Source organism: Mesorhizobium sp. P2_F7 (assembly GCF_056403695.1).
In genome coordinates, this window is sequence record NZ_JBFUFA010000004.1 from 814244 (window position 1) to 837615 (window position 23372).

28 protein-coding genes are annotated in these 23372 nt (G+C 62.3%); 7 read left to right on the forward strand and 21 right to left on the reverse strand.

The window, feature by feature from the left end; genetic code table 11:
* Nucleotides 1-7: 7 nt before the first annotated feature.
* The 13 genes from AC1DZ8_RS18040 to moaA form a co-directional block, all read right to left on the reverse strand.
* Complete coding sequence (locus AC1DZ8_RS18040) at nt 8-577, reverse strand: DUF3299 domain-containing protein (protein WP_477309763.1); 570 nt, start codon at nt 575-577, stop codon at nt 8-10.
* 49 nt (nt 578-626) lie between these two features.
* Complete coding sequence (locus AC1DZ8_RS18045) at nt 627-1211, reverse strand: GNAT family N-acetyltransferase (protein WP_477309762.1); 585 nt, start codon at nt 1209-1211, stop codon at nt 627-629.
* A complete protein-coding gene (locus AC1DZ8_RS18050) occupies nt 1171-1875 on the reverse strand; it encodes a DNA alkylation repair protein (protein ID WP_477401332.1) in 705 nt (234 codons plus the stop codon). Before AC1DZ8_RS18050 ends, AC1DZ8_RS18045 begins: the two co-directional genes overlap by 41 nt.
* Nucleotides 1876-2745 carry an NAD(P)-dependent oxidoreductase gene (locus AC1DZ8_RS18055; RefSeq protein WP_477309760.1) on the reverse strand — a complete coding sequence of 290 codons (870 nt, stop codon included), beginning with the start codon at nt 2743-2745 and terminating at the stop codon, nt 1876-1878.
* 105 nt (nt 2746-2850) lie between these two features.
* Nucleotides 2851-3672 (reverse strand): ABC transporter permease, encoded by an 822-nt coding sequence (locus AC1DZ8_RS18060; protein ID WP_477309759.1) that lies wholly within the window; start codon nt 3670-3672, stop codon nt 2851-2853.
* A complete protein-coding gene (locus AC1DZ8_RS18065) occupies nt 3669-4388 on the reverse strand; it encodes an ABC transporter permease (protein WP_192254027.1) in 720 nt (239 codons plus the stop codon). Before AC1DZ8_RS18065 ends, AC1DZ8_RS18060 begins: the two co-directional genes overlap by 4 nt.
* Before the next feature lie 74 nt (nt 4389-4462).
* Nucleotides 4463-5245: an ABC transporter substrate-binding protein gene (locus AC1DZ8_RS18070; RefSeq protein WP_477309758.1), complete on the reverse strand. Its 783-nt coding sequence runs from the start codon at nt 5243-5245 to the stop codon at nt 4463-4465.
* A 218-nt stretch (nt 5246-5463) separates the two neighbouring features.
* Nucleotides 5464-5973 carry a molybdopterin-guanine dinucleotide biosynthesis protein B gene (gene mobB / locus AC1DZ8_RS18075; protein ID WP_477309757.1) on the reverse strand — a complete coding sequence of 170 codons (510 nt, stop codon included), beginning with the start codon at nt 5971-5973 and terminating at the stop codon, nt 5464-5466.
* A complete protein-coding gene (gene mobA / locus AC1DZ8_RS18080; RefSeq protein WP_477309756.1) occupies nt 5970-6602 on the reverse strand; it encodes a molybdenum cofactor guanylyltransferase MobA in 633 nt (210 codons plus the stop codon). Before mobA ends, mobB begins: the two co-directional genes overlap by 4 nt.
* A 4-nt stretch (nt 6603-6606) precedes the next feature.
* Nucleotides 6607-7527: a DMT family transporter gene (locus tag AC1DZ8_RS18085; protein ID WP_477309755.1), complete on the reverse strand. Its 921-nt coding sequence runs from the start codon at nt 7525-7527 to the stop codon at nt 6607-6609.
* A gap of 226 nt (nt 7528-7753) precedes the next feature.
* The gene (locus AC1DZ8_RS18090; protein ID WP_477309754.1) at nt 7754-8110 is read right to left on the reverse strand and encodes a hypothetical protein; all 357 of its coding nucleotides are present in this window, start codon (nt 8108-8110) and stop codon (nt 7754-7756) included.
* Between the two features lie 119 nt (nt 8111-8229).
* A complete protein-coding gene (locus tag AC1DZ8_RS18095; RefSeq protein WP_477309753.1) occupies nt 8230-8700 on the reverse strand; it encodes a hypothetical protein in 471 nt (156 codons plus the stop codon).
* Between the two features lie 54 nt (nt 8701-8754).
* Complete coding sequence (gene moaA / locus AC1DZ8_RS18100; RefSeq protein WP_477401336.1) at nt 8755-9750, reverse strand: GTP 3',8-cyclase MoaA; 996 nt, start codon at nt 9748-9750, stop codon at nt 8755-8757.
* A gap of 202 nt (nt 9751-9952) precedes the next feature.
* Between moaA and AC1DZ8_RS18105 the strand changes: the two genes are divergently transcribed.
* Both AC1DZ8_RS18105 and AC1DZ8_RS18110 read left to right on the forward strand, forming a co-directional pair.
* The gene (locus AC1DZ8_RS18105) at nt 9953-10306 is read left to right on the forward strand and encodes a gamma-butyrobetaine hydroxylase family protein (protein WP_477309751.1); all 354 of its coding nucleotides are present in this window, start codon (nt 9953-9955) and stop codon (nt 10304-10306) included.
* A 72-nt stretch (nt 10307-10378) separates the two neighbouring features.
* On the forward strand, nt 10379-10990 hold the full coding sequence (locus AC1DZ8_RS18110) for a pyridoxamine 5'-phosphate oxidase family protein (RefSeq protein WP_477309750.1): 612 nt from the start codon (nt 10379-10381) through the stop codon (nt 10988-10990).
* A gap of 34 nt (nt 10991-11024) precedes the next feature.
* On the opposite strand, the gene AC1DZ8_RS18115 is transcribed toward AC1DZ8_RS18110, so the two are convergent.
* From AC1DZ8_RS18115 to AC1DZ8_RS18125, 3 genes are all read right to left on the reverse strand, one after another.
* On the reverse strand, nt 11025-11210 hold the full coding sequence (locus AC1DZ8_RS18115) for a hypothetical protein (RefSeq protein ID WP_477309749.1): 186 nt from the start codon (nt 11208-11210) through the stop codon (nt 11025-11027).
* The gene (locus AC1DZ8_RS18120; RefSeq protein ID WP_477309748.1) at nt 11189-12190 is read right to left on the reverse strand and encodes a hypothetical protein; all 1002 of its coding nucleotides are present in this window, start codon (nt 12188-12190) and stop codon (nt 11189-11191) included. The genes AC1DZ8_RS18115 and AC1DZ8_RS18120 overlap by 22 nt, the downstream gene beginning before the upstream one ends.
* A gap of 70 nt (nt 12191-12260) precedes the next feature.
* Nucleotides 12261-12713: a MarR family winged helix-turn-helix transcriptional regulator gene (locus AC1DZ8_RS18125; RefSeq protein WP_477309747.1), complete on the reverse strand. Its 453-nt coding sequence runs from the start codon at nt 12711-12713 to the stop codon at nt 12261-12263.
* A gap of 48 nt (nt 12714-12761) precedes the next feature.
* Here AC1DZ8_RS18125 and AC1DZ8_RS18130 point away from each other — a divergent pair, with 48 nt between their 5' ends.
* Nucleotides 12762-13673, forward strand: a complete 912-nt coding sequence (locus tag AC1DZ8_RS18130) for an alpha/beta hydrolase (RefSeq protein WP_477309746.1) — start codon at nt 12762-12764, stop codon at nt 13671-13673.
* Between the two features lie 9 nt (nt 13674-13682).
* Here AC1DZ8_RS18130 and AC1DZ8_RS18135 read toward each other — a convergent pair whose 3' ends face one another.
* Both AC1DZ8_RS18135 and AC1DZ8_RS18140 read right to left on the reverse strand, forming a co-directional pair.
* The gene (locus tag AC1DZ8_RS18135; RefSeq protein WP_477309745.1) at nt 13683-14078 is read right to left on the reverse strand and encodes a rhodanese-like domain-containing protein; all 396 of its coding nucleotides are present in this window, start codon (nt 14076-14078) and stop codon (nt 13683-13685) included.
* Between the two features lie 66 nt (nt 14079-14144).
* On the reverse strand, nt 14145-14753 hold the full coding sequence (locus tag AC1DZ8_RS18140) for a TetR/AcrR family transcriptional regulator (protein WP_477309744.1): 609 nt from the start codon (nt 14751-14753) through the stop codon (nt 14145-14147).
* A 100-nt stretch (nt 14754-14853) separates the two neighbouring features.
* Between AC1DZ8_RS18140 and AC1DZ8_RS18145 the strand changes: the two genes are divergently transcribed.
* The 3 genes from AC1DZ8_RS18145 (at nt 14854) to AC1DZ8_RS18155 (ending at nt 19328) form a co-directional block, all read left to right on the forward strand.
* Nucleotides 14854-15600 carry a 3-oxoacyl-ACP reductase family protein gene (locus AC1DZ8_RS18145; protein ID WP_477401339.1) on the forward strand — a complete coding sequence of 249 codons (747 nt, stop codon included), beginning with the start codon at nt 14854-14856 and terminating at the stop codon, nt 15598-15600.
* A gap of 218 nt (nt 15601-15818) precedes the next feature.
* Complete coding sequence (locus AC1DZ8_RS18150; RefSeq protein WP_477309742.1) at nt 15819-17699, forward strand: L,D-transpeptidase family protein; 1881 nt, start codon at nt 15819-15821, stop codon at nt 17697-17699.
* A 51-nt stretch (nt 17700-17750) separates the two neighbouring features.
* Complete coding sequence (locus AC1DZ8_RS18155; RefSeq protein ID WP_477309741.1) at nt 17751-19328, forward strand: pentapeptide repeat-containing protein; 1578 nt, start codon at nt 17751-17753, stop codon at nt 19326-19328.
* Nucleotides 19329-19359: 31 nt separating this feature from the next.
* Here the strand turns inward: AC1DZ8_RS18155 and AC1DZ8_RS18160 are convergent, their stop codons facing one another.
* The 3 genes from AC1DZ8_RS18160 to AC1DZ8_RS18170 all read right to left on the reverse strand — a co-directional run bounded on the left by AC1DZ8_RS18160 (nt 19360) and on the right by AC1DZ8_RS18170 (nt 21130).
* Nucleotides 19360-19830, reverse strand: a complete 471-nt coding sequence (locus tag AC1DZ8_RS18160) for a hypothetical protein (RefSeq protein ID WP_477309740.1) — start codon at nt 19828-19830, stop codon at nt 19360-19362.
* Nucleotides 19831-19921: 91 nt separating this feature from the next.
* Complete coding sequence (locus AC1DZ8_RS18165) at nt 19922-20662, reverse strand: lysozyme inhibitor LprI family protein (protein WP_477309739.1); 741 nt, start codon at nt 20660-20662, stop codon at nt 19922-19924.
* Between the two features lie 207 nt (nt 20663-20869).
* On the reverse strand, nt 20870-21130 hold the full coding sequence (locus AC1DZ8_RS18170) for a PepSY domain-containing protein (RefSeq protein WP_477309738.1): 261 nt from the start codon (nt 21128-21130) through the stop codon (nt 20870-20872).
* 357 nt (nt 21131-21487) lie between these two features.
* Here AC1DZ8_RS18170 and AC1DZ8_RS18175 point away from each other — a divergent pair, with 357 nt between their 5' ends.
* Entirely contained in the window at nt 21488-23260 is a 1773-nt protein-coding gene (locus AC1DZ8_RS18175) for an adenylate/guanylate cyclase domain-containing protein (protein WP_477309647.1), read from the forward strand.
* The last annotated feature ends 112 nt before the right edge of the window (nt 23261-23372 follow it).

Here is a 23372-nt window from a genome sequence, read left to right on the forward strand (position 1 = left end):
TTGGCGCTTAGTTCTTCTTTTTGTTGAGGAAAGTCCACGGCGAATTGACCGGCAGGGTGATTGCGTCCGGCACGTTGTCGACAGCCGCCACTTCGGCCTTGCGCACCGTATAGCCGGACTGGATGATGCTGACGCCGTCGAGAATGAAAAGCTGGCTCTTCTCCATGCCGGGCCGCAAGGCGCCGGTGACGGCAACCGCCTCATAGGCTTCCGACATCTTGTAGGGATGGGCCGGCGTGACCAGCACGATCTGGTTCGGCGGCGGCGTCGGCATGTGACTGCAGGCGCCGGTCCACGGCACCAGCAGGAACTGGTAGACGAGGTCGCCGTCGCGGTCGACCGGCAATGCATAGCCGGATAATTGTATCGTCTTGTCCTGCAGATTGAGCGACAGTGTCTCGCCATGATCGGGCAGTTTTGCCGCAATCATCGGCAGATTGGCGTCTTCGGCCACAGCTTGCGTCGCCGGGCGCAGATCCTTCCAGAAGATATGCGCGGTCTGGGCCGAAGCATTGAAGGCACTGGATGCCAACAACACGGTTGCAAGTGCCAAGGTCGGTTGGAGATATCTGCTCATCATCGGCCGCTTCCTTTGTGCTGAAGTAAAGACGCCGTCGCCGATGGCGTCAACGCTCGAGCCGCATCACATGTCTGCGAGAGCCGGCCATGCCGATCTCATGGAACCCGCGAGCGGTGAACATGTCGCGAAATCCCATGAAACGGTAGCTCGGCGATGCCGGGTCGATGGGGTAGGCCTCGATCGTCTTGGCGCCCTTGGCAAAGGCGTGATCTATGGCAGCGTCAAGCAGCGCTGCCGCCAGACCGCCGCCGCGCCGCGCCCTCGGCACATAGAAGCAAACGATCGACCAGACGCCGGTGTCGCTATCGTCCTGTCGCAACGACAGCTTGCGATAGGTCTGGCGCGGCGCGACCGAGCACCAGCCGACGGTCTTGCCGTCGAGCTCGGCAAGAATGCCAACCGGCGTGCCGGCCTCGACGAGCGCCATCATGGCCTGTTTCAGTTCAGCGTGCTGGACATGCTCGCGGCGGCCGGGCAGGGGCCGCCAGGCCATGCACCAGCAATATTTCGGACCGCCCTGCGCTTCGAAGAGGCCCTCGAAATCGGCGCGCGTCTTTCGCGTCACCGCGGTGAACCGGATGTTGGCCAGGTCAGGCTTTTCTGGCGGCGATCCGCTCGAGCGTCTTGGCATTGCTCAGTTCCCGCACTGCGTCCTTGCCGATCCAGCGCGCTGTCTTGTCTGGGGACATAGCGAGCTTCTGCGCCGTGGCAAGGGCAGCAGCGTGCATCTCCATCGAGCGCTTGCCGATCGAACGAAGCGCCCAGTTTACCGCCTTCTTCACGAAATTGCGGCTGTCGGTGGCATGCGCTTCGATGATCGGCAGGAAGCCGAGAAAGGTCGCTACCGGCTCTTGCTTCCGGTGCACGACGGACCAGGCCATCATGGCAAAAGCCGTGCGTCGAACGAACTCCCGCTCGTCGGCCGCGAATTCCTCGATCAGCTCCATCCAGGCGTCGGTGTCGACGAAGAGATCGGAGACGCCGTCGACGATATCCCAGGAATCGAAGGACGCCGCCCACTGCCTTGCATCCGCGGCGGTGAAGCGCTTCGGGTCGGCGGTGACGGAAGCGATGAATTGCGCCTCCATGATGCCGGTCTGCCAGAGCTCGAACGCTCGCTCGTGGTTGCGCTTGATCTTTTTGGCAATCTGCCGCTGCATGCCATGCGAAATGCCGAGCGCCCGCTCGATCTTGATGCCATAGCGCAGCATGCCGCGGCGATTGTCTTCCGAGCCGATCGACCGCAAATGCGCGACGATGTCGTTGGCGCTGGATTGGGGCGAGAGCTCGGCCATCTATTTTTCCAGGCGCGCCAGCAAGGACGACGTATCCCAGCGCTTGCCGCCCATCGCCTGCACGTCCTTGTAGAACTGGTCGACAAGCGCTGTCACCGGCAGCCTGGCGCCGTTGCGGTCGGCTTCATCGAGGCAGATGCCGAGATCCTTGCGCATCCAGTCGACGGCAAAGCCGAAATCATATTTGCCGGCATTCATCGTCTTATGGCGGTTCTCCATCTGCCAGGAACCGGCCGCACCCTTGGAGATCACCTCGATCACCTTTTCGATGTCGAGCCCGGCCTTCTTGCCGAAATGGATGCCTTCAGCCAGTCCCTGCACCAGCCCGGCAATGGTGATCTGGTTGATCATCTTGGTGAGTTGGCCGGCGCCCGATGGCCCCATCAGCCCGACCATGCGGGCAAAGGCGTCGATCACGGGCCTTGCCTTGTCGAACGCGTCCTGCTCACCGCCGACCATCACCGTCAGCACGCCGTTTTCCGCGCCCGCCTGGCCGCCGGAGACCGGCGCGTCGAGGAAGGAGAAGCCGGCCTTTAGCGCCGCTTCGGCCAGTTCGCGTGCCACCTCGGCCGAAGCCGTGGTGTTGTCGATGAACACGGAGCCTTTTTTCATCGCGGAAAAGGCGCCCTTGGGGCCTGTGGTCACCGAGCGCAAATCGTCGTCATTGCCGACGCAGGAGAAGACGAAATCCTGGCCTTGCGCCGCCTCAGCCGGCGTCAAAGCAAGCTTGCCACCATGCTGGGCAACCCATTGCTCGGCTTTCGCCACGGTGCGGTTGTAGACGGTGACGTCGTGGCCGCCTTTGTTCCTGAGGTGCCCGGCCATGGGATAGCCCATCACGCCAAGACCGAGAAATGCCACAGATGCCATAGGTTTGCCCTTCAGATGGAAGCGAAATTGTCCGCGCAAAGCTCTAGGCCCTGCGCGCAATTCGTCAAGACGCGCATGAGCCGATCGACTGGTGCAGCCGGCCGGTCAACGCTTCAGATGTATGGTGATCCGGCGTTCGATCCATTCAACGCCATGGCGCAAGATCTCGACCATCACCAGATAGACGAGAGCGACCCAGATATAGGCCTGGATGTCGAACGAGTTGGCAAAGGCAAGCTTGGCCTGACCCATCAAATCGTAGACGGTGATGATGGCGACGATTGCCGAAGCCTTGACCATCAGGATCAACTCGTTGCCATAGGGACGCAAGGCGACGATCAACGCCTGCGGCAGGATGATCTTGCGCAGCGTCTGCAATTTGTGCAGCCCAAGCGAGGCCGCACCCTCCCACTGGCCTATTGGCACGCTTTCGATGGCGCCGCGCAGGATCTCGGCCTGATAGGCGGCGGTGTTGAGTGCGAAGGCAAACACACCGCAGTTGAAGGCGTCCTTGAAGAAATCCCAGAGACCGACCGTTTGAAGCTCAGCCCTGAACGATCCCAGCCCGTAGTAGACCAGATAGGTCTGGACCAGCAGCGGCGTGCCGCGGAAGAAGTAGACATAGCAATAGGCGAGGCCGGACAGGATCCGGTTGCTGGACATGCGCCCATAGGCGACCGGCACCGACAGGATCGCTCCGAGCACCATCGATATGCAGACCAGCAGCAGCGTGGTTTGCAGGCCTTTCAGATAAGCCGGAGCATATTTGGCGAAGAAGTCGGCGTTCCAGGCAAAGATCAGGTAACTGACGATGCCGAGGCCGAACAGGATCCAGAAACCGACCATCGCATAGCCGACGACACGGCTGCGCGGCCAGCCGCGCGCCCGGGGTGGCGGTCGTTCGACCATGGCGGCGGTGACGCTCATCGTTGCGCCTCTCGCCGGCCGAGCGAGCGCAGGATCGCGCTGGTGGCAAACGATGAAACGACGGCCAGACCAAGGAAGACCATGGCCGCAACGCCATAAAACAAGAACGCGTGCTTGGTAACGCGGGCAGCTGTGTAGGCATTGCGCAGCGTCTCGGCGAGGCCGACGACCGACACCAGCGACGTATCCTTGAGCAGGCTCAGCCAGCAGTTCTCAAGTCCCGGAAATGCGATGCGAAGGAGTTGCGGCAAGATCACCTTGCGCATGGTCAGCCAATTCGAAAGGCCGATGGCATAGCCGCCCTCATACTGACCTTTCGGTATGGCGCGAAAGGCTGAGAGAAACACCTCGCTGGCATAGGATGAAAAGATCAGCGACAGCACGATCATGCCGGCGACGAAGCTGTTGACGTCGATGGTCGCGTCGGGCCGGAAATATCGCACGAGGTGCTGCAAAAGGATCGGCACACCGAAGAAAAACAGGAACAGTGTCACCAGTTCCGGCAGGCCGCGAAAGACGGTGGTGTAGATGTTGGCTGCCAGCCGCAGCGACGGTTCATCGGATTGTTTGGCCCAGGCGACGAAAAAGCCGATCGTCAGGCCGATGGGCAGCGTCGCCAGCGCAAGCGCAATGGTGACCAGTGCGCCATAGGCAATATCGTCAATCCAGCCATCGGGTCCCCAACTCAGAAGTATCCATATGTTCTGGCTTGGCATTGACGGGTCTTGTCTCCACTTCTGTCAGGCCAAGGCGGCAGGAGAACTTTCCCCCGCCGCCTTGTTTCAGGTGATCAGGACTCGGCGCCGAAGACGTCGAACTTGAAGTACTTGTCGTTGATTTCCTTGTACTTTCCGTTGGCGCGGATAGCGTCGATGGCGCTGTTGAGCTTTTTGACCAGATCCGTCTCGCCCTTGCGCACGGCGATGCCGGCGCCAGGTCCAAAGATCTCGACCGGCTGCGGCGAGGGCTGACCGAGAATCTTGCAGCAGGCGCCTTCAGGCGAATCCAGGAACTGTTGCAAGACGACGATATCGTCCTCGATCGCATCGAGACGCCCATTGGCGAGATCTGCCTGCTCCTCGGGGCTGCTCGGATAACCCTTGACCGTGCTGTCGGTGTAGGTTTTCGAGGCATAGTTGAAATGCGTGGTCGTGGTGGCGACGCCGATGGTCTTGCCGGCCAGATCTTCCTTGGTCACGCCCTTGAGGGTCGAGTCCTTCGGCACGGCGATCGCCGAGGGGGTGTTGTAGTATTTGTTGGAGAAGTCGACCTTTTCCTTACGCTCCGCAGTGATCGACATCGAGGCGACGATGGCGTCGAACTTGCCGGCCTGCAGCGCCGGGATGATGCCATCCCAATCCTGGGCGACGAAGGTGCATTTGACCTTCATCTCGTCGCAGAGCGCCTTGGCGATGTCGATGTCGAAGCCGACGAGCTGGCCATCGGCGGTCAAATTGTTGAAGGGGGGGTAGGCGCCTTCGGTGCCGATCCTCAGGGTTTCCTGAGCCTGGGCGACGCCGAGCGTCAGCAGCGCAGCCGATGCGGCGAGCGCGATACGCAGTGCAATACGCATGATAGTCCTCTCTTTATGGCTCCCGGCCGTCGTTCCGAAACGGCTCTTGTGGGGCGGTGCTTTTGACCGCCCGCTGGCGCGATACTCCCACTGTTTTCGGGAGAAAAGCAACTGTAAAACCGTTGCTTGCGGGATTTGCGGCTCCAGCCAATGCTGACGCCGGGTTAGACAAATGAAACCGCTGGAGAGACCGGCTGAGCCGGGCTCGGGGAGGGGGCTCAGGGTTTGAGGCCGGTGGCGCGCTCGATGAAGTCGGCTATCCCTCCCGTGTCGTTGAGATCGAACACCGGCAGGCTTTCGCCGATGATTTCGAAGTCCGCGGCAATCGCCACGATATGCCCGTCGTTCGCCGAGAGCGGCGAGCGGTCCTTGGCCTCCAGGCGCCGGGTCTCGATCTTTTTGTGCGCCTCGCGCTTATAGCCTTCGACCAGCACGATGTCGCACGGTGCCAGCCGCGACAGGATCGTCTCCAGCGTCGGCTCGTCCTCTGCGCGCAATTCATGCATCAGCGCCCAGCGCACGCCCGACACCACCGCGACTTCCGTGGCCCCCGCCTGGCGATGGCGGAAGGAGTCGGCGCCCGGCTTGTCGATGTCGAACTCATGATGGGCATGTTTGACCGTCGATACCGTCCAGCCGCGCCGGACGAGCTCGCTGACCAGTTTCTCGGTCAGTGTGGTCTTGCCGGAATTCTTCCAGCCGGTGATGCCGAAGACGCGTCTGCTCATGGCCCGATGCTCTGCAACAGACGTTCGGCCACCGCAAGATCGTTGGCAACATTGATGTTGAAGAATGGGTCGATCTCATCGCCGCCGGCGGCCAGCAACGGAAACTCCACCTCGACAAAATCATGGCGCTCGATGAAGGCGGAGACCCGCCTGTTGTCCTCGTCGACCAGGAAATGGCGCAAAGCCTGACGCAGCCCGAGCGGCCACAGCGCGAAGGTCGGATGCCGCCTGCCGCTGGAACTGGCGACCGCGATCGAGCCAGGGCGACTGGCTGCGGCGGCGGCCAGCGTTGTGACCAGATCGGCCGGCAGGAACGGCGTGTCGCCGGCGGCCGTCACCAGGGATTTGCAGGCGGTGTTTGCCGCCGCCCATTCGAGGCCGGTGAGGATCCCGGCCAGCGGTCCGGCGTGGCCTTCCACAGTATCGGCAAGAACCGAAAGGCCGAATGCCGCAAAGCGTGCCGGATCGCCATTTGCGCTCAGCACCAGCGATCCGACCTGCGGCGCCAGGCGCCTAACGACATGGTCAAGAAGCGGACGCCCGCGAAGGGCGAGCAAGGTCTTGTCGCCGCCGCCCATGCGCCGTGACAGGCCTCCGGCCAGGATGATCCCTGCAATGTCTCGGCTCATGGCCCTATATGCCGTCCGGCGCCATGTTGGGTCCAGCGCTTTCGGCGGCGGGCTTTTGGCGACCGACAACCCGCTCGCGATAGAGGGCGTAGAGGCCGGAGCCGATGATGATGGCCGAGCCGACGATCATCGGGAGGTCGGGGATATCGCCGAAGATGCCGAGGCCGAGCAGGATCGACCACAGCAAGGCGGTGTAACGGAACGGTGCGATGAAGGAGATGTCGCCCGAACGCATCGCCATGATGATGAACTGGTAGCCGATCAGCACCAGCACTGCCGCCAATGCCAGCAGCGCCGTGCCTTTGCCCGACATCGGCGTCCAGCCGCCCATCGGCGACAGCAGCACGGCGCCGACGACGGTCATGGCGATGGCGGTTGCCGTCGACACCAGCAAGGTCGGGATCGCCTGCGGGATGCGCTTGGTGGCGAGGTCGCGCACGGTGCAGCAGGCGACGCTGACGAGTGCGTATATCGAATAGACGCTGAATCCTTCAAAACCTGGTCGCACGATGATCAGCACGCCGCCAAAGCCGACGGCGATCGCCAGCCAGCGCCGCCAGCCGACGCCTTCACCAAACACAAGGGCCGCGCCCATCGTCACCGCCAGCGGCAGCGCCTGCAGCACCGCCGAGACATTGGCGATCGGCAAATGTGCCAACGCAACGAGGAAGGCCACGGTGGCGCCGGCCTCGCTGACGACGCGCAGCGCCACCAGCGGCTGCAGCATCGAGCCCGGGCGAGCCAGCGCGCCTTGCTGCCAGGCAAGCAGGCCGACAAGCACTGACGCAAAGGCGCCGCGCACCAGCATGACCTGCGCCATGTTCATCGATTCCGACGAGAACTTGGTGATGGCGTCGTTGAGGGTGAAGCCGATCATGGCCACCATCATGAACAGCGCACCGCGAAGATTTGGGGAAAGAGGCAAGGGCGTTACCGGTTTTGCAAAAGCAATTCCAGGAAAAGTGTGAAACGGTTTTCCGTCCGGAATTGCGTGAAAACAAAGAATAGAGCGGTTCGACGTTTCGGTGAAACGGTGACCCGCTCAAGCCTGTAGCAGCCGGCGGCAAGACAGCAACGTCAAAGAAATAGGCCACGGATTTTCACCCGTGGCCTGCAAACCCCCGAGAGGGCCGGTCAGATGACCAGGTGCCTCATTTCGGCGTCAGCACCTCGGTGCCGCTGCCGTTCTTGCCGGCGATCGTCCACAGGCCGTGCAGCGAGCCGTCATCCTCTACCTTGTAGACGACGAGGCCGATCTCCTTGCCCATGACATAGCCGGCGGAGAAGGCATTGTCGTTGCGCATGCAGATGCCGTCCGAGGACGACCCGCCCGTCTCCCAGTGGATGGTGCAGGTGGTCTCGCTGGTCAGCGTGATGGTGGCTTCGCCGCCATATTTCGAGCCGTCGAAATTGGTGCCGGCGACGGTGTAGGTGCCGCCGATTGACTGTGCTGCCGCAGGCGCGGCGGCAAACGCAAGCATTGCAAGCGAAAGTAAGAGTTTGCGCATGTCGTATCCCCCAGTGAACAAAGAACCGCTACAGGCCGGAAGCTAGGCCCGATCACGCTTGCGGTAAATCCGCTGGCTGTTTGCGCAGAAGACTTTTTCTGGGATGTGTCCGAAAATGCTCAACGTGCCTTCAGGCTGCCGGCAATGGCGCCGACCAGCGGATCGTATTTCGCTTTCACGGCCGGTGGATAGTCGATCCACACGGTGCGGATGACCCCGTCCTTGCCGAACAGGCGCCGCTCGTAAAAGATCTTGCCATCCTTCAACCCCGACAGCACCGCCCAGTTCTTGCCGGTCTTGCTGTAGCTGATCTCGTAGCCCGCCTCGTTGCTTGCCTTCTCTTCGGCGACAAAACTTTTCGGCGTGTCGTCGCTGATGTTGAGGATGCCGGAGCAGATCAGGCTGGCGCCGTCGGCGCTCAGCCACTGCTGCCCGTCGCCATCGTCCGGTTCGGGCTGGCGGTCGGTGAAGATATCGTCGGGAAAGGTGCAGACGGTGCCGAAGCGCGCATTGGTGTAGGTGAACGGTGCAGCATTGGCGCTGCCTGCCGCGATCAGTGCAACTGCCAAACCAATGGAAAGACGCTTCATTCGATGTCTTCAGCAAACGATGGAGACACTCCTTGCACTGAATCGCGGAAAAAATCAGCCGCCGGTGACGCTCATATGCCTGGATACCGAGGGGCGGCTGGTGCGGCGGTCGATGATGAAATCATGGCCTTTCGGCTTGCGGCCGATAGCTTCGTCGATCGCGTCGGCGACCAGTTCGTTGCCTTCCGACGCACGCAACGGCGCGCGCAGGTCGGCGGCATCTTCCTGGCCCAGGCACATATAGAGCGTACCGGTGCAGGTCAGCCGCACGCGGTTGCAGCTTTCGCAGAAATTATGCGTCATCGGCGTGATGAAACCGAGACGGCCGCCGGTCTCGGCGACATGGACATAGCGGGCCGGGCCGCCGGTCTTGTAGGGGATGTCGCTCAGCGTGAACTGACGCTCCAATGAAGCGCGCAACAAGGACAGCGGCAGATACTGGTCGGTGCGGTCGGCGTCGATCTCGCCCATCGGCATGGTTTCGATGACAGTGAGGTCCATGCCGCGGCCATGCGCCCAGCGCATCATCTCCGGCAGTTCGGCGTCGTTGAAGTCCTTCAGCGCCACTGCATTGAGCTTCACTTTCAGCCCCGCCGCCTGCGCGGCGTCGATGCCTTGCATGACCTTGTCGAGATGGCCCCAGCGGGTGATGGCGTGGAATTTGTCGGCGTCCAGAGTGTCCAGCGAAACATTGATGCGCTCGACGCCGCTATCGGCGAGCTCGGCGGCAAAGCGCGAAAGCTGCGAGCCGTTGGTGGTCAGCGTCAGCTCTTCCAGCGCGCCACTCTTCAGATGCCGCGACAGCTGGCGCACCAGATGCATGATGTTCTTGCGCACCAGCGGCTCGCCGCCGGTGAGGCGCAGTTTGCGCACGCCCTTCTCGATGAAGACGGTGCAGAGCCGGTCGAGTTCCTCGAGCGACAGCAGGTCCTTCTTGGGGAGGAACGCCATGTCCTCGGCCATGCAATAGGTGCAGCGGAAATCGCAGCGGTCGGTGACCGACACGCGCAAATAGCTGATCGTGCGACCGAAAGGATCGATCATGTTCATGCGTCAAGCGTTTCCAATGGCTGCGAGTGGCGCCGTTATATACAGCTATGTGATACGAACCAACCCGCCATTCAAGATAGCCGCTCTTGATCTTTGGTAACATTCCCCGGCCGACATCTGATGTCGGCTGGGTTCAAATGGCCTTTTCCGGTCGCGCGAAGCAGCGTAGGGAAGGGCGGGATCGATGCGGGATTGACGAAAAATGACGGCGCCGAAAGAACTCAGAGTCTCGAAGGACAGAAAACTGCTGTCCGTCACCTTTCCCGATCATCGCCCGTTCGAACTGCCGGCCGAACTTTTGCGCGTCGCCTCGCCCTCGGCTGAAGTGCAGGGCCATTCGCCGGACCAGCGTGTGACCGTGCCCGGCAAGCGCAACGTCGCCATCCTCAAGATCGAGCCGGTCGGCAACTATGCCGTGCGCATCACCTTCGACGATTTCCACGACACCGGCATTTTCACCTGGAACTATCTGCACACGCTCGGCCACGAAAAGGACGAGCGCTGGAACGCCTATCTTGCGGAACTCCAGGAGAAGGGGTTGAGCCGCGACCGCTAGTTTTGACCTCCCGCTGTCGTCAAAACGTCATTGACGTGGAGTAGCGCCGGCAAAGGTTCGGAGACGGGAAAAATGTCTGAGATCACATCGGTCGAACAGCTCGAAGCACTCTATGGCCTGCCCGGCGAAGCGTCGACGGTCAAGGAACTCGACCATGTCATTCCCGAATATGCCGCCTTCATCGAAGCCTCGCCCTTTGTCGCCCTGGCGACCAGCGGACCGGAAGGGCTCGACTGCTCGCCACGTGGCGATCTCGCCGGCTTCGTGCGCATCCATGATCCGAAGACGTTGATGATGCCGGACCGGCGCGGCAACAACCGCGCCGATTCGCTGAAAAACATCATCCGGGATCCTCGTGTCGGGCTGCTGTTCCTGGTGCCGGGCTCGGGCACGACGCTGCGCGTCAACGGCCGCGCCCGCGTCACTACAGATGCCGCGCTGTGCGCCTCTTTCACCGTCGAAGGCAAGCCGGCGCGCTCGGTCACCGTGGTCGATGTCGATTCGGTCTATTTCCAGTGCGCCCGCGCCATCGTCCGCTCGGAACTGTGGAACCCGGCCAAGTACATCGATCCGAAATCGCTGCCGACGCCGGGAAAAATCCTGGAAGTCACCAGCCGCAAGAACATCGACGGCGAAACCTACGACAAGGAATGGCCGGAACGGGCGAAGAAGACGATGTGGTGAGCCGGGCTCCCGGAAGCCAGGCTATGCCGCAGCGCTATTGCCCCAACTTCACGAACAGCACCGTCCCCAGTTTGTCGCCCAGTTGCGCGATGACCATGGTGTCGTTCGAGGCCCAGGTGAATGGCTGCTGGCCACAGCAGACCGTGGGGAAAAATCCCCCACCGATGAGCAAACGGGCCGGCTTGCCAGGCGCCTCGGCTAGAAACAGGCCGCCGGGCATATCGGCGTTGGTTCTGTCGTAGGTGATATAGGCCAGCGCGGACCCGGTCGGCGACCATGCCACCCCGACGAGGTTCTGGACACGATCGACCGGCATGATCTCGCCACTGGCAAGATCGATGACCTTTGCATCAAGGCCGCTGGCTGTTCGTCCGAGCAGCAGGAGAAATTTCCCGTCGGCGGAAAAGGCAGCCCAGCCGGCTGGCCGGTATCACTCATCGCTGCGACGCGCTTGGGCGTCGCTTCGCCGAGCTTCAGCAGATAGATGCCGGCTCTATCGGCATTGTCCTTGTCTGCCACACTATAGGCGATCTGCTTGCCATCCGCTGACACCGTCATCGCCCAAACCCGAAGCCCGCTTTTGGAGCCGATCTCGAAGGCGAGGTGAGGATCGCCGCCACTGGCTTCGATCGTCATCAGGCTCGTCGAACTACCTTGCTTGATGCCTCCATCGGGGATCGCGTAGCGGATAAAGACGATGGTGTCGCTGTCGATCCAATGGGCGAGGACGTCGAGGTTGGCTGGCCCCTTGCCCTTGAGGATGCTACCGTCGAAATTGTCTTCGGTCAGGGTCCTGACGCTAAAGGTCGTCGGATCGAAGAGCTGGATGTCCGTATCCTTGAAATGCTGCAATCCATAGGTGTAGGTCGGCATCAGCAACTGGCTGCCCGCCGGAGACCAGAACATGTCGGCCGCTTCGCCCGGGCGGTTTTCGGGCGTGGATTGCGCGCAGGCGATTTTTGCCCAGGGTCCAATCTGGGACGGCGCCAGCAGACAGAACTCGCCGCCGTTGAGATGAAGCACCCGGCTGCCATCGGGTGACATCAGTGCCGCCCTCTGGCCCGCACTGGTCGACATCTTCTCGATGACCTTGGTGTCGAGGACGCGGTATCCAGCGTAATCCTGAGCAGCCGCACGGCCGCACAAAGCCACAACGATGCCAAGCACAGCCATGGAAAAATTGCGCAAAGTCGGGTTCATATCGACCGGCCCTCAGACGAAACGCAAGAGCATGACCTGCCCACCTCCAGGGATCATGCTCTGGCTCTGCTCAGGTGTCCTTCAGCACATCGTAGATCTTTCGCATCTGCTCGCCGATCATGTCGCACTGTTCCGGCGTCGACTGGCTCATCGCCTTTTCGATCAGCGCCATATGCACCTTCAGCGCCTTCATAAGCAGCTGCGTGCCGCCTTCGGTCAGCGTCAGCCGCAGCACGCGCTTGTCCTTCTCGTCGCCTTCACGAACGAGCAGGCCACGGCTCTCGAGTTGCGGCAACAGCATGGTGATGTTGGAGCGGCCGACCAGCAATTTGCGGGCGAGATCGTGCTGCGACATGCCGGGATGGCGATAGAGGTTCATCAGCACGTCGAGTTGCGCCGGCTTCAAGTCCAGCGGCGCCAGCTTCACCGCCAGCGCGCGCTCCAGCACATGGCAGGCGCGCGCCACCGCGACCCAGTTGCGAAAACGCGGGTTGTCCCAGGGCAGCTCTTGTTTAATGTTCATGTTTGAACTATTATGTTCATGCTTGAACGGAATGGATGGATCGCCACTATGGCATCATTTGGACTGAAGGTCATCCGGGGCGTGTTCGGCGCCGCTGAGCATGTGGCGCCCCGTCTGAGTGGCCGTGCCGCCTTCGAACTGTTCTGCCGCACGCCGAGCGTGAAGGCGCTGAGCGACGGCGAACGCCGCGCCGTCGACCGTGCCGCCGGCTTCATGGCCGAGGCGCGTCATCACCGGCTGAAGACCAAGGCCGGCTGCGTCATGCTGCACGAATTCCGGCCAGAGCCGGGCAGGGCGTCCGCCGGCACCGTGCTGGTCATCCATGGCTGGCGTTCGCGCACCGAATATATGCGCGCGCTGATCGAAGGCTTTCGCAATGCCGGCTACAGGGTCGCCTCGCTCGACCTGCCGGGCCATGGCCAGTCGCTGGGCCGTCGTCTCAACATGGTCAATGCGGTCGAGGCGGCCAGGGTGGCCGCTGACTGGTTCGGGCCGTTCAAGGCGATCGTCGGCCATTCCTTCGGCGGCGCCGTCGCCGCCAACGCCATTGCCGGCTCCATCAAAGGCGTCCAGCCGGTGGCGGCCGAGCGGCTGGTGCTCGTCGCTGCACCCAGCTCCCTGCCGGCGATCTTCGCCGACTTCAGCCGCATGCTGAATGTCGGCCCGCGTTCACAAATCTCGATGGCCACCCAGGTGAAAAGGTTGTCCGGCCGGCCGCTCAACGAATTCACCGGCGACCGCCAACTGGCCGAGGCGCCGGTGCCGACGCTGGTCATCCACGCGCCGGACGACCGCGAGGTTCCGGCCGACCATGCGACACGTTATGCTGGCGCCGGCAGCCATGTGCGGCTGCACTGGGCCGATGGGCTCGGTCACCGTCGCATTCTCGCCGACAAGGGTGTTGTCGCGCGCGCAGTCGGCTTTGTGACCGGTCACCAGGACACAGTATCGCTGCACTGACCCGACTGTTTATTTTTTCTTGCCGGCCGGTTCGACCGGCAGACCGGCTGCCTTCCAGGCGGTGTAGCCGCCGAGTATGTGCTTGACTGGCGACAGCCCCATATCCTGCGCCGTCTTGGTCGCCAGCGCCGAACGCCAGCCGCCGGCGCAGAAGAAGACGAAGCTCTTGCCCGAGGCGAAGAATGGCTTGTGGTATGGGCTTTCCGGATCGATCCAGAATTCCAGCATGCCGCGGGTGACATGCTTGGCGCCGGGGATCTGACCGTCGCGCTCGACTTCCCTGGGATCGCGCAGATCGACAAAAATAGTGTCTTCGTCGTCGAGCAGCCCGGCCGCTTCCTCAGGCGACAGCACCTCGATCTCGGCATTGGCCTCGTCGAGTAACTCGCGATACCCTTTTTTCACGAACAATCCCTCCCGGCCGTATGTTGTCGCCGCTGACAGGATTTCCAGCACAACGTCAGCGCTTTGTCACGCCGTTCCGGCAAGCCCTTGCCACGCAGCCATCGCCCCGGCGACCGTCGCCATCAGCGCGTCGCACGAGGCGCCGTCGCGGGCCTGGATCGACATGCCGTGCTGGACCGTCGCATAGAAGGTCGCCGCCGCGTCGCTGTCGAAACCTTCCGGCAATTCGCCTTCCGCCACACCGCGCTCCAGCCGTCGCAGCAAGAGGGTGTGGTTTTCGGCGCGGCGGCGGCGCAGATCATCGCATATCGCGCCGCTGCTTGAGTCCTGATGCAGCGCGCCGAGCGCGATCAGGCAGCCCTGCGGGCGGTCGCTCTGCGAATAGGCCCGGGCGGTCTGGCGCAGGAAATTCTCGATCGCCTGGCATGCCGTCGGCGCCTCGTCCAGCGCCGACCAGATCTCGGTGCCTTCGGTCCTTGTGTAGTAATCGGTCGCTTCGAGAAACAGCGCCTCCTTGCTGCCAAAGGCGGCATAGAGGCTGGGTGAGCTGATGCCCATAGCCGCGGTCAGGTCGGCGATCGAGGTGCCTTCATAGCCTTTGGCCCAAAACAGCTCCATCGCCTGCCGCAAGGCGGCGGTTCGATCGAAGGTGCGGGGACGGCCTCTTTTCGGCATGGCGCTCTTTTCTGTGTTGATCGATACATAATTCACTTGACGTCGCCGGGCAAGGTTGCCAGATATTTCTGTATCAATCGTTACAGAAAAGGAGAATGACATGTCAGCGAACGGATTGAACGGCAAGGCGGCTTTGGTCACCGGCGGCAGCCGCGGCATAGGCGCTGCGATTGCAAAGCGGCTTGCGGCCGATGGCGCCGATGTCGCCATCACCTATGTCAACAGCGAGGCGCCGGCGCAGGCGGTCGTTGCCGAGATCGTGGCGGCCGGCGGGCGCGCCATCGCCATCCAGGCCGACAATCGCGACGCCGCGGCCATCGAAGGTTCGGTCACCGAGGCTGTCAATGCTTTTGGCCGGCTCGACATCCTGGTCAACAGCGCCGGTATCTGGCGCGCTGCGCCCATCGAGCAAATGTCGCTGGCCGACTTCGATGAAACCATGGAGGTCAATTTGAGAGCCCCGTTCGTGGCCTCGAAAGCGGCTGCCGCTCACATGGGCGAGGGCGGCCGCATTATCTCGATCGGCAGCAATCTGGCGGAGCGCGTCACCGACACCAGCCTCAGCGCCTATTCGACCAGCAAGGCAGCCCTGGTCGGCCTGACCAAGGCGCTGGCGCGCGACCTCGGTTCGCGCGGCATCACCGCCAATGTCGTTCACCCCGGCTCGACCGACACCGACATGAACCCGGCCGAAGGCCCGCATGCCGAACACCAGCGGCAGAAGATGGCGACGCCCCGCTTCGGCAAGGCCGACGAGATTGCCGGCATGGTGGCGTGGCTGGCTGGTCCGGAGGGGCGCTTCGTCACAGGCGCTGCGCTGACCATCGACGGCGGGGCCAACGCCTGACGCTACTGGCTGCTTTGACGACCAGGGGCGGCGGCGGCGACGCCGCCCCTGGCGTCACGATGTTGTGAAACTGTTCTGCAACAGGCCCGCCGAAATTTATGGAAGCTTAACGAAATCGGTATGAATCAGTATAGTAGCGCCTTACATCCGCCATGCGGTTGGCAAAATCGTCTAGCGGCGCGGAACGGGAGCCGGCTTGCAGCCGGAGCGGGTGATTCATGAAATTCCTCGGAAATAAAGCCACTGTGATGCCGCTTGCAGTGGCGGCAACACTGGCCTTCGGCATGCCGCAGGCAAGCGCACAAGGCCTGTTCGACATGCTGTTCGGCGGTGGCGTCAGGCACAATCCGCAAGGCGAGTTCCCGCCGCCGCCAAAGCGCAAGCCGAAGCCCGCCGTATCGGGTGGAGGCGGCACCAAAATCAGCAGCCCGAGCTACTATACCTACAAGGCCGATAAGCTGGTGCGCGTCGACTTCACTTCATTGGTGACAGCACCGCCTCAGGTGGCAACAGCCGAGGACGCCGCCTTTGTGCCGTCGGCGACAAGCACGGCCTTCCGCGAAGCCGTTGCCGGCCTCAGCGACTACGAACTCTATGCCGAGCCCGATATCGCCAAGGCATTGATCGCCTATTATTCGGCCAATCCTGACTTCATCTGGGTGAACGACGGCAGCGCCAATGCCCGCGCCCAGGATGCGGTGCGGGTGCTTGGCGAGGCCGCGAGCTACGGCCTCACGCCGGCCGACTACACGGTCGATGTGCCGGCAGCCAATGGATCGGCGGTCGATGCCGACGCGCATCTTAAGGAGCTCGTGCGATTCGAGATGGCGCTGTCGGCGCGCGTGCTGCGCTATGCCCATGATGCCCAGAGCGGCCGCGTCGATCCCAACCGCATCACCGGCTACTATGAATTTCCGCCGAAGCCGGTCGACATGGAAGGCACGCTGAAGACGCTCGCCCACACCCAGGAAGTGCGCACCTATCTCGAATCGCGCCACCCGCAGAACGCCGAATACCAGGCGCTGCGCGTCGAACTGGAATCACTGCAGGCCAGCGCCGAAAACGAAATCGTCGTCGATCCGAAACTGTTGCTGAAGCCCGGCGAGACCAGTGCCGAACTGCCAAAGCTTTTGACGCTGATCGCGCGCAATCTCGATGACGAGATGGGCGGCGCCTACGGCGAGATACTGTCCCGGCTCGGCACCAGCGACATCTACGTTCCCGAACTGGTGCCGGTCATCAAGGCCGTGCAGGTCAAGGCCGGCATGAAGGGCGACGGCGTCATCGGCCCGCGCACTGTCGCAACGTTGGCTGGCGCGTCCAAGGCCGACAGGTTGCAGAAAGTGCAGGTGGCGCTGGAAGAGCTGCGCTGGATGCCGTCCGATCTCGGCAGCCCGCGCGTCTTCATCAATCAGCCCGCCTTCACCGCCAGCTATATCGACAATGGCGAGGAGAAGCTGAAGACGCGCGTCGTCATCGGCCGGACCACCAACCAGACCGCCTTCTTCTTCAAGGAGATCAAGCAGGTCGATTTCCATCCCTATTGGGGGGTACCGCAGTCGATCATCGTCAACGAGATGTTGCCCAGGTTGCGCAACGATCCGGGTTATCTCGACCGTGCCGGCTACGAGGTGACCGATTCGCGCGGCAAGCGGGTTCCCTCATCGGCGGTCAATTGGGGCGCCTACGGCGCCAACATTCCCTACAGCGTGCGCCAGCAGCCGAGCGAAGCCAATGCGCTCGGCGAGTTGAAGATACTGTTCCCCAACAAGCACGCCATCTACATGCACGACACGCCGCAAAAATCATTCTTCCAGCGCGACATGCGCGCACTGAGCCACGGCTGTATTCGCCTGCAGGACCCGCGCGGCATGGCGGCGGCGGTGCTCGGCGTCTCGGTTGACGACGTCGCCGAGAAGCTGAAGCACGGCCACGCGACCGAAGACGTGACGCGCAAGATTCCCGTCTACGTCGCGTACTTCACCGCCTGGCCGGACCTGTCCGGCAACGTCGAATATTTCAACGACGTCTACGACCGCGATACGCGGCTGATGCAGGCCCTGGACGCGACCGAGGCGGTGCGCTCGCCGACGAGCTGACGCGGGCAAATTCGATTCACTGCGGCCACAGCTTGATGACGGGAGATGCTCTTGCGTTGGTCTCGCTTTGTTCGTTTTGTTCGAACCATCGCCAGGACAAGTCTTGTCGCCGCAGCCTCTGCGGTTTTCACGCCGAGCCACGGCTCGGCCGCCTCAACGGACAATGATGCGGACTCGCCGCCCGAGCGCAACGCGCTCTACGCGTGCCAGGCAATTGCCTATCCCGGGCCAGGTGCATGGCTGGAGCAATCCGGAGCCGAAGAGCAACTGAGCGCGCCTGAAAACCGCATTGAAGGGCAGGACTGGTCGGGGCAGGACCTTTCCGGAAAGAATTTTAGCGGCAAGGTGTTTGTCGGTGTGAATCTCGCCGGCGCCAAGCTTCGCGGTGCCGATCTGACGGATGCCATTATCTGTGGCAGCGACCTGAAGGGTGCCGATCTCAGCGGGGCAAAACTCGACAGGGTTCTGATCGGTGGCGATACCGAGCTCAACGACGCCAACCTCACCAATGTGCTGGGCAGTGCCCTGAAGATCGCCAACGCCGAAGCGGACAACATCCGGATCGATGGCGCCGATCTGCGTGGCGCGGAACTCACTTGTGACGAGTATCCCGCCTGCTTCGGCAATGGTGTGTTCTTTGCCACCATGGCCGGCGCCGATCTGCGCGGCGCGACCATTGGCTCGCTGCTGGATGCCCCATCGAACCTCGGCACGGCGCGTCTCGATGGCGTGACCACGCATCTCAGCGGAGCCGATGACCTCGATCTCTTGCAATTGGCCGATGGTGTCGGTGATGGCGGGCGGATCAATTTCCTGCCGTGGTATGGGCAGTCTGGCACGAAAGCGTATTTTAGTGGCGTCGAGCTTCGCCAGCTCGCCACAACCCTCCGCCAGATGCACACGGCGTCCGCGCATCCGAGCTTCGATTGCGCCCATGCCGCAACCGGCGCGGAGAAAGCCATTTGCGCCGATCCCAAACTCGCGGCTCTGGATAGCGCCATGGATTGGCTGTGGCAGAGGACCGAGCGCACACCGGACAGGATCGCCGCACAGAAGAAATGGATCGACGCGCGGACAACGTGCCCGCCGCAGGACTACGTCCTGTCCCCCGACCGGTTTTCGGCGGCTGACTTTGCATCGCCTGCCGATCCAAAGGGATGCATCGGGATCGCTTATGCGGAACGCATCAGGCAGCTTGCGCCGGAATCGTCCGCCGCCGTCATCGACACCGGAACCTACACGACCGACACGCCTTTCGAGCTGCCGCAGGACGAGCGCGCTGGACTGGTGAGCAAATACCTGACGGCGCGTGGATACCGGCTGGACGACATTGCCGTCGACAGTTTGGGAAACGGGGCCGGCAAAATCTCGGGAAGCGGCCTCTGGGCTAATGGTCACCAATGCGACTTTGAATCGGCAGAGGCAAAAACAGAAAGAAAGGGCTCGACGTTTCGCATTATCGATGACGCTCCTTTCGCCACTGAACGAAACAGCGTCAGCTTTGCGGTAACGCCACACGTCGTGGTCCGGGTTGGCGGGGATAGGCAATTCTATTGCGGTGCCCGAGGCCTATGGTCGGACGTTTACTTCCGGCAACCCGGCGATTTGCTGAAGCTTTCAGGGCATTGAGGCCTTTGCCCACGCTCGCGGGCTTCCTGCATCAGCGCTGGATGAGCGGACGCCGGAAGCCGGCGTCGCGGCCGGCGATGAGCCAATAGACCAGGCCGGCGACGAGGCCGGCAGCGGCGATGATGGCGATATCGGCCCAGCGTTCCGCATTTTCCTCGGCACCCGGCCAGATCAGGAAGAAGCCGCCGGCGGCGGCGGCAGCGCCAAACAGCATGTGCATGAGGAAATTGCGCAGCGCGAAGAACTCGGCGATCAGCGCGAAGATCAGTGTCTGCAGACCGGTCAGTATGATCGTCAGGAAATAGACGAACATGCCCAGCGGTGGCACCACTAGCGCCGCGAGCGGAGTGACGATGGCAAAACCGAAATACTCAGGCGCGTTGGGCAGGGCACTCAACGTGACATAGATTGCCACTACGGCGACCAGGCCGACCAGCACGGCCACTAGATAGCCGGCTAACATCATCAGGATGCGCTTCAAAACGTGCTTTACCATCGCCATGCACCCCCGTGCCCTGCAACTGTCGCGCGCACTGAGCCATCAAAGGCGTATCGGCGCAAGAGTGCACCCAGCAGTGCTTTGCGGCAAATCTTCAGGCGCCGCCGCACATATGCTGCGAATCCGGCAGCGCCCAGGTGCCCTTGAGAGTCAGGTCCACGCCGTAATAAACCCGGCCGCGGTCGTCGTCCTGTGGGCAATCGCGGGGTATCGATATCAGGCACATCACCACGGGGTCGCCGACCCTGGAGCTTGCCAGGCCCGGCTCGCGGTCATAGGAGACCGCCACGCCATCATTGGTAAACCCAGCACGGCTTCCAGCCTCAGGGCTTGCCGTCTCCAGCGGGTCGTCGCCAAGGCGCGTTGCCAGCTCGCTTATATGGGTGAAGGCGCATTGCCCGATCGACGAGGGCAGGGGCTGGTCGGGACTTTTGGGATGGCGCGCAGCGGTGTCGAGCGCCTTCTTGCCGATCAGTGCGATGTTGTAGTCCTGCACCCAGGACGGCGCATTGCCATAGGTCTGCAGGGCGTTGTTCTGGGCGCTGACGATACAGGCGGCATCCTGCCCGCAGGCATTCCTGTCGGCAATCAGCGAACGCGCAATCTTGCGCTTGTCGCCGCCAAAGGCTGGTTCGAAGCCGACAAAAGCCTTGGCGACCAGCGCATCGATTGCCGACAGTTGCGGGTCGGCACAGATCGCCTTTTCCACCGGCAGGCTGGCCTTGCGGCAATCGAAGGAAGGCCCCTCGGCACGTGCCGGACCAAGCCAGACCGCTCCGCCAGCCAGTGCGATGAAAAGCGCAAGCCAGTTGGCAATTCGATTGGAAGAAAGCATGGTCGCCCCGTTGTCCGACAACTGCCGCCACTCTAGAGTAATTCCAGGAAAAGTATGTAACGGTTTTCCCAGGAAAGCGCTTCGCGCTTTCCCTTGGGAATTGCGTAAAAACAAATACTTAGAGCGGGCAGCGATTCCGTGAAACGCTGAGCCGCTCTAGGCAAAAAGCGCGGCGGACGGAATTGCCGAAGCGGTGCGGCAGCAGCGCTATTTCGGTTCGGCAGTTACCGGATCGAAGGTGATTTCGACTTTCGCCTTGTCGGCCGTGTAATAGGTGACGGTGTAGCCGTCCTTGTCCCAGTCGACCTCCTTCACATAGCGGAAGCCGTCGCGCTGCTCGACCTTGGCGATGATTGCCGACAGCTTCTGGGCATTCTGCGGTGGCAATGGCCTGTCATCATCCGCGGCAAAGGCCGTTGAGCCGGCGAGAAGAAGTGCAGCGCCGGTCGCCATTACAAGATTTCGCATGATTGCCCTCATTTCATGTTTGCATGGATCGCATTGGAAACTCGCTCGCAGGCCAGTTTGTTCCGCCAGGGCTGACATCGCGCGGCTTTCGCGAAGCTCAGGAAACGCAACCCGGAGGGGCGAATACCCACGCATTTGCGGTAACCGGCGGCTAACCATGGCCGCTGCCGTGACCTGCGCCGGACAACCCGATGGTGGTAGAGCTTTCGTCTAGACCCTGCTAGACTTCTGGTCCTGGCAGGGTGGCATGGCGCGCCAGACCTGCCGGGATCTTCTTCTCTCAGTGCACGGCGAAGCGTTTCAGGAACGGGTCGTCGCCTGTGCTGGACCAGAACCAGAAGGGACCGGGGCTTCAACATGGCTGTACGGAACTACACCCGTCAGCTGGCGACAATCATTTCTATCGATGCCGTCGGGTTTTCACGGCTGATGGGCATCGACGATGAGTCTGCTGTCGCGGCATTCGAGGAGCGGCGCGACATCATCGCCGACAGCTGCGGCACGTTTGGCGGCCGCACGTTCGGTGACGCCGGCGACAGCATCATGGCCGAATTCGGCAATCCGATCGAGGCCTTGCGCGCCGCCTTCGATTTCCAGGGCCGGATCGTCGCGCTCAACGCATCGGTCGCCGACGACATGCGCATGCCGTTTCGTGCCGGCATCAACACCGGCGACGTCATCGTGCGTGGCGGCCAACTGTATGGCGACGACGTCAACATCGCCGCCCGCATCCAGGAGTTCGCGCCGGGCGACGGTCTGGCCGTTTCGGAGACGACATGGCACCATGTGAAGGACAAGACGGCGGCCGAATTCACCGATCTCGGCGAATTCATGCTGAAGAACATTGCGCTGCCGGTGCGCGTCCTGATCGCCGGGCGCGGCGGCAACGGATCCTCGCCGGCGGCCTCGTTCGCAGCGATCCCTCAGGTCAACGCCCCGCAGAAACTGTCGTCCAAGGGGCCGCCGGCGATCGCCGTCCTGCCCTTCCATGCCGATGGCGGCGAGCACGACATCGGCTATATGGCCGACGGCATCGCCGAGGACATCATCTACGGTCTTTCCAACACCAAATGGCTCTCTGTCATCGCCAAGGGCTCCAGCTTCCAGTTTCGCGACGATACGCTGGGCACGCGGGTGATCGGCAACGCGCTCGGTGCGCGCTACATCGTCAGCGGCACGCTGATGCGCAATGGTGGCCAGATCCGCCTCAACACCTCGCTTGCCGACGCGTCCAACGGGCGGCTGGTCTGGTCGCAGCGCTTCGATCGTGACCTGGTCGACATCTTCAGCCTGCGTGACCAGATCGGCGCGGAGATCGTTTCGATCCTCGACAAGGAGGTCGACCGGGCAGAGCAGGCGCGCACCTTCCAGGTGCCCTGGGAGAGCCTGGAGACCTGGCAGCTGGTGCGGCGTGGACGTTGGCACATGAACCGCCGCACGCGGGGCGACACCGAGACCGCGCTGGAATTCTTCCAGAAGGCCTACCGCGAGGATCCCAATTCGAGCGCCGTGCTGAACGAACTGGCCTGGTGGTACTTCTGGCGGGCATGGCTGCGTTTCGGCGACAGCGACGATTTGAACAAGGTCGAGCAGTTTGCCCGCAAGGCCTTGCTGATGGACAGTCTGGATGCGCGCCCGCACGCCCATCTCGGCGCCGTCGACATCATGCGGGGCGAACCGCGATCGGCGGTCGACCATCTCGAGGAAGCGATCCACATCAATCCGAGCTTTGCCTTCGCGCGCTCGGCCATGGGCAGCGCCCAGCTGCTGCTCGGCAATGCCGCGTCGGCGATACCGTTCTTTCTCGACACCGAGCGACTGAGCCCGTTCGACCTCTACCGCTTCCACAATCTTGGGGAACTGACGGCGGCCTACAGTTTTGTCGAGAACTGGCCGGCGGCGATTGCCGCTGCCGACCGTTCGCTCAACCTGTCTCCGAGCTATTTCTATGCCAGATTCCTGAAAATCGGCGCCCTGATGCGCAGCGGCCGGCCGGAACAGGCACGGCGCGAGAAGGCCATTTTCGCCACCCGGCACCCCGATTTTTCCGAACAGCGTGTGCGCTGGATACCGTTCACCGACAAGGCAGCGAACGAGTTCCTCGTCGCCAATTTCCAACTGGCCAAATGAGCATGGCGTTCAATGCTGGCCGAACACGGATTAACTGTGAAAAAATTCACATACTCACAACCGATGCAAACCTAGGCGTTGAAGGGCCGGCATCGCAATAACGTGGACAGCC

Coding starts and splice junctions, on each gene's coding strand:
- AC1DZ8_RS18130 (WP_477309746.1), top strand. CDS start 12,762: ATGGCATCATTTGGACTGAAGGTCATCCGGGGCGTGTTCGGCGCCGCT.
- AC1DZ8_RS18110 (WP_477309750.1), top strand. CDS start 10,379: ATGTCTGAGATCACATCGGTCGAACAGCTCGAAGCACTCTATGGCCTG.
- AC1DZ8_RS18165 (WP_477309739.1), bottom strand. CDS start 20,662: ATGCTTTCTTCCAATCGAATTGCCAACTGGCTTGCGCTTTTCATCGCA.
- AC1DZ8_RS18090 (WP_477309754.1), bottom strand. CDS start 8,110: ATGCGCAAACTCTTACTTTCGCTTGCAATGCTTGCGTTTGCCGCCGCG.
- AC1DZ8_RS18150 (WP_477309742.1), top strand. CDS start 15,819: ATGAAATTCCTCGGAAATAAAGCCACTGTGATGCCGCTTGCAGTGGCG.
- AC1DZ8_RS18065 (WP_192254027.1), bottom strand. CDS start 4,388: ATGCCAAGCCAGAACATATGGATACTTCTGAGTTGGGGACCCGATGGC.
- AC1DZ8_RS18125 (WP_477309747.1), bottom strand. CDS start 12,713: ATGAACATTAAACAAGAGCTGCCCTGGGACAACCCGCGTTTTCGCAAC.
- AC1DZ8_RS18095 (WP_477309753.1), bottom strand. CDS start 8,700: ATGAAGCGTCTTTCCATTGGTTTGGCAGTTGCACTGATCGCGGCAGGC.
- AC1DZ8_RS18045 (WP_477309762.1), bottom strand. CDS start 1,211: ATGCCAAGACGCTCGAGCGGATCGCCGCCAGAAAAGCCTGACCTGGCC.
- AC1DZ8_RS18105 (WP_477309751.1), top strand. CDS start 9,953: ATGACGGCGCCGAAAGAACTCAGAGTCTCGAAGGACAGAAAACTGCTG.
- AC1DZ8_RS18115 (WP_477309749.1), bottom strand. CDS start 11,210: ATGCCCGGCGGCCTGTTTCTAGCCGAGGCGCCTGGCAAGCCGGCCCGT.
- AC1DZ8_RS18160 (WP_477309740.1), bottom strand. CDS start 19,830: ATGGCGATGGTAAAGCACGTTTTGAAGCGCATCCTGATGATGTTAGCC.
- moaA (WP_477401336.1), bottom strand. CDS start 9,750: ATGAACATGATCGATCCTTTCGGTCGCACGATCAGCTATTTGCGCGTG.
- AC1DZ8_RS18040 (WP_477309763.1), bottom strand. CDS start 577: ATGAGCAGATATCTCCAACCGACCTTGGCACTTGCAACCGTGTTGTTG.
- mobB (WP_477309757.1), bottom strand. CDS start 5,973: ATGAGCAGACGCGTCTTCGGCATCACCGGCTGGAAGAATTCCGGCAAG.
- AC1DZ8_RS18055 (WP_477309760.1), bottom strand. CDS start 2,745: ATGGCATCTGTGGCATTTCTCGGTCTTGGCGTGATGGGCTATCCCATG.
- AC1DZ8_RS18170 (WP_477309738.1), bottom strand. CDS start 21,130: ATGCGAAATCTTGTAATGGCGACCGGCGCTGCACTTCTTCTCGCCGGC.
- AC1DZ8_RS18050 (WP_477401332.1), bottom strand. CDS start 1,875: ATGGCCGAGCTCTCGCCCCAATCCAGCGCCAACGACATCGTCGCGCAT.
- AC1DZ8_RS18120 (WP_477309748.1), bottom strand. CDS start 12,190: ATGAACCCGACTTTGCGCAATTTTTCCATGGCTGTGCTTGGCATCGTT.
- AC1DZ8_RS18175 (WP_477309647.1), top strand. CDS start 21,488: ATGGCTGTACGGAACTACACCCGTCAGCTGGCGACAATCATTTCTATC.
- AC1DZ8_RS18070 (WP_477309758.1), bottom strand. CDS start 5,245: ATGCGTATTGCACTGCGTATCGCGCTCGCCGCATCGGCTGCGCTGCTG.
- AC1DZ8_RS18140 (WP_477309744.1), bottom strand. CDS start 14,753: ATGCCGAAAAGAGGCCGTCCCCGCACCTTCGATCGAACCGCCGCCTTG.
- mobA (WP_477309756.1), bottom strand. CDS start 6,602: ATGAGCCGAGACATTGCAGGGATCATCCTGGCCGGAGGCCTGTCACGG.
- AC1DZ8_RS18145 (WP_477401339.1), top strand. CDS start 14,854: ATGTCAGCGAACGGATTGAACGGCAAGGCGGCTTTGGTCACCGGCGGC.
- AC1DZ8_RS18060 (WP_477309759.1), bottom strand. CDS start 3,672: ATGAGCGTCACCGCCGCCATGGTCGAACGACCGCCACCCCGGGCGCGC.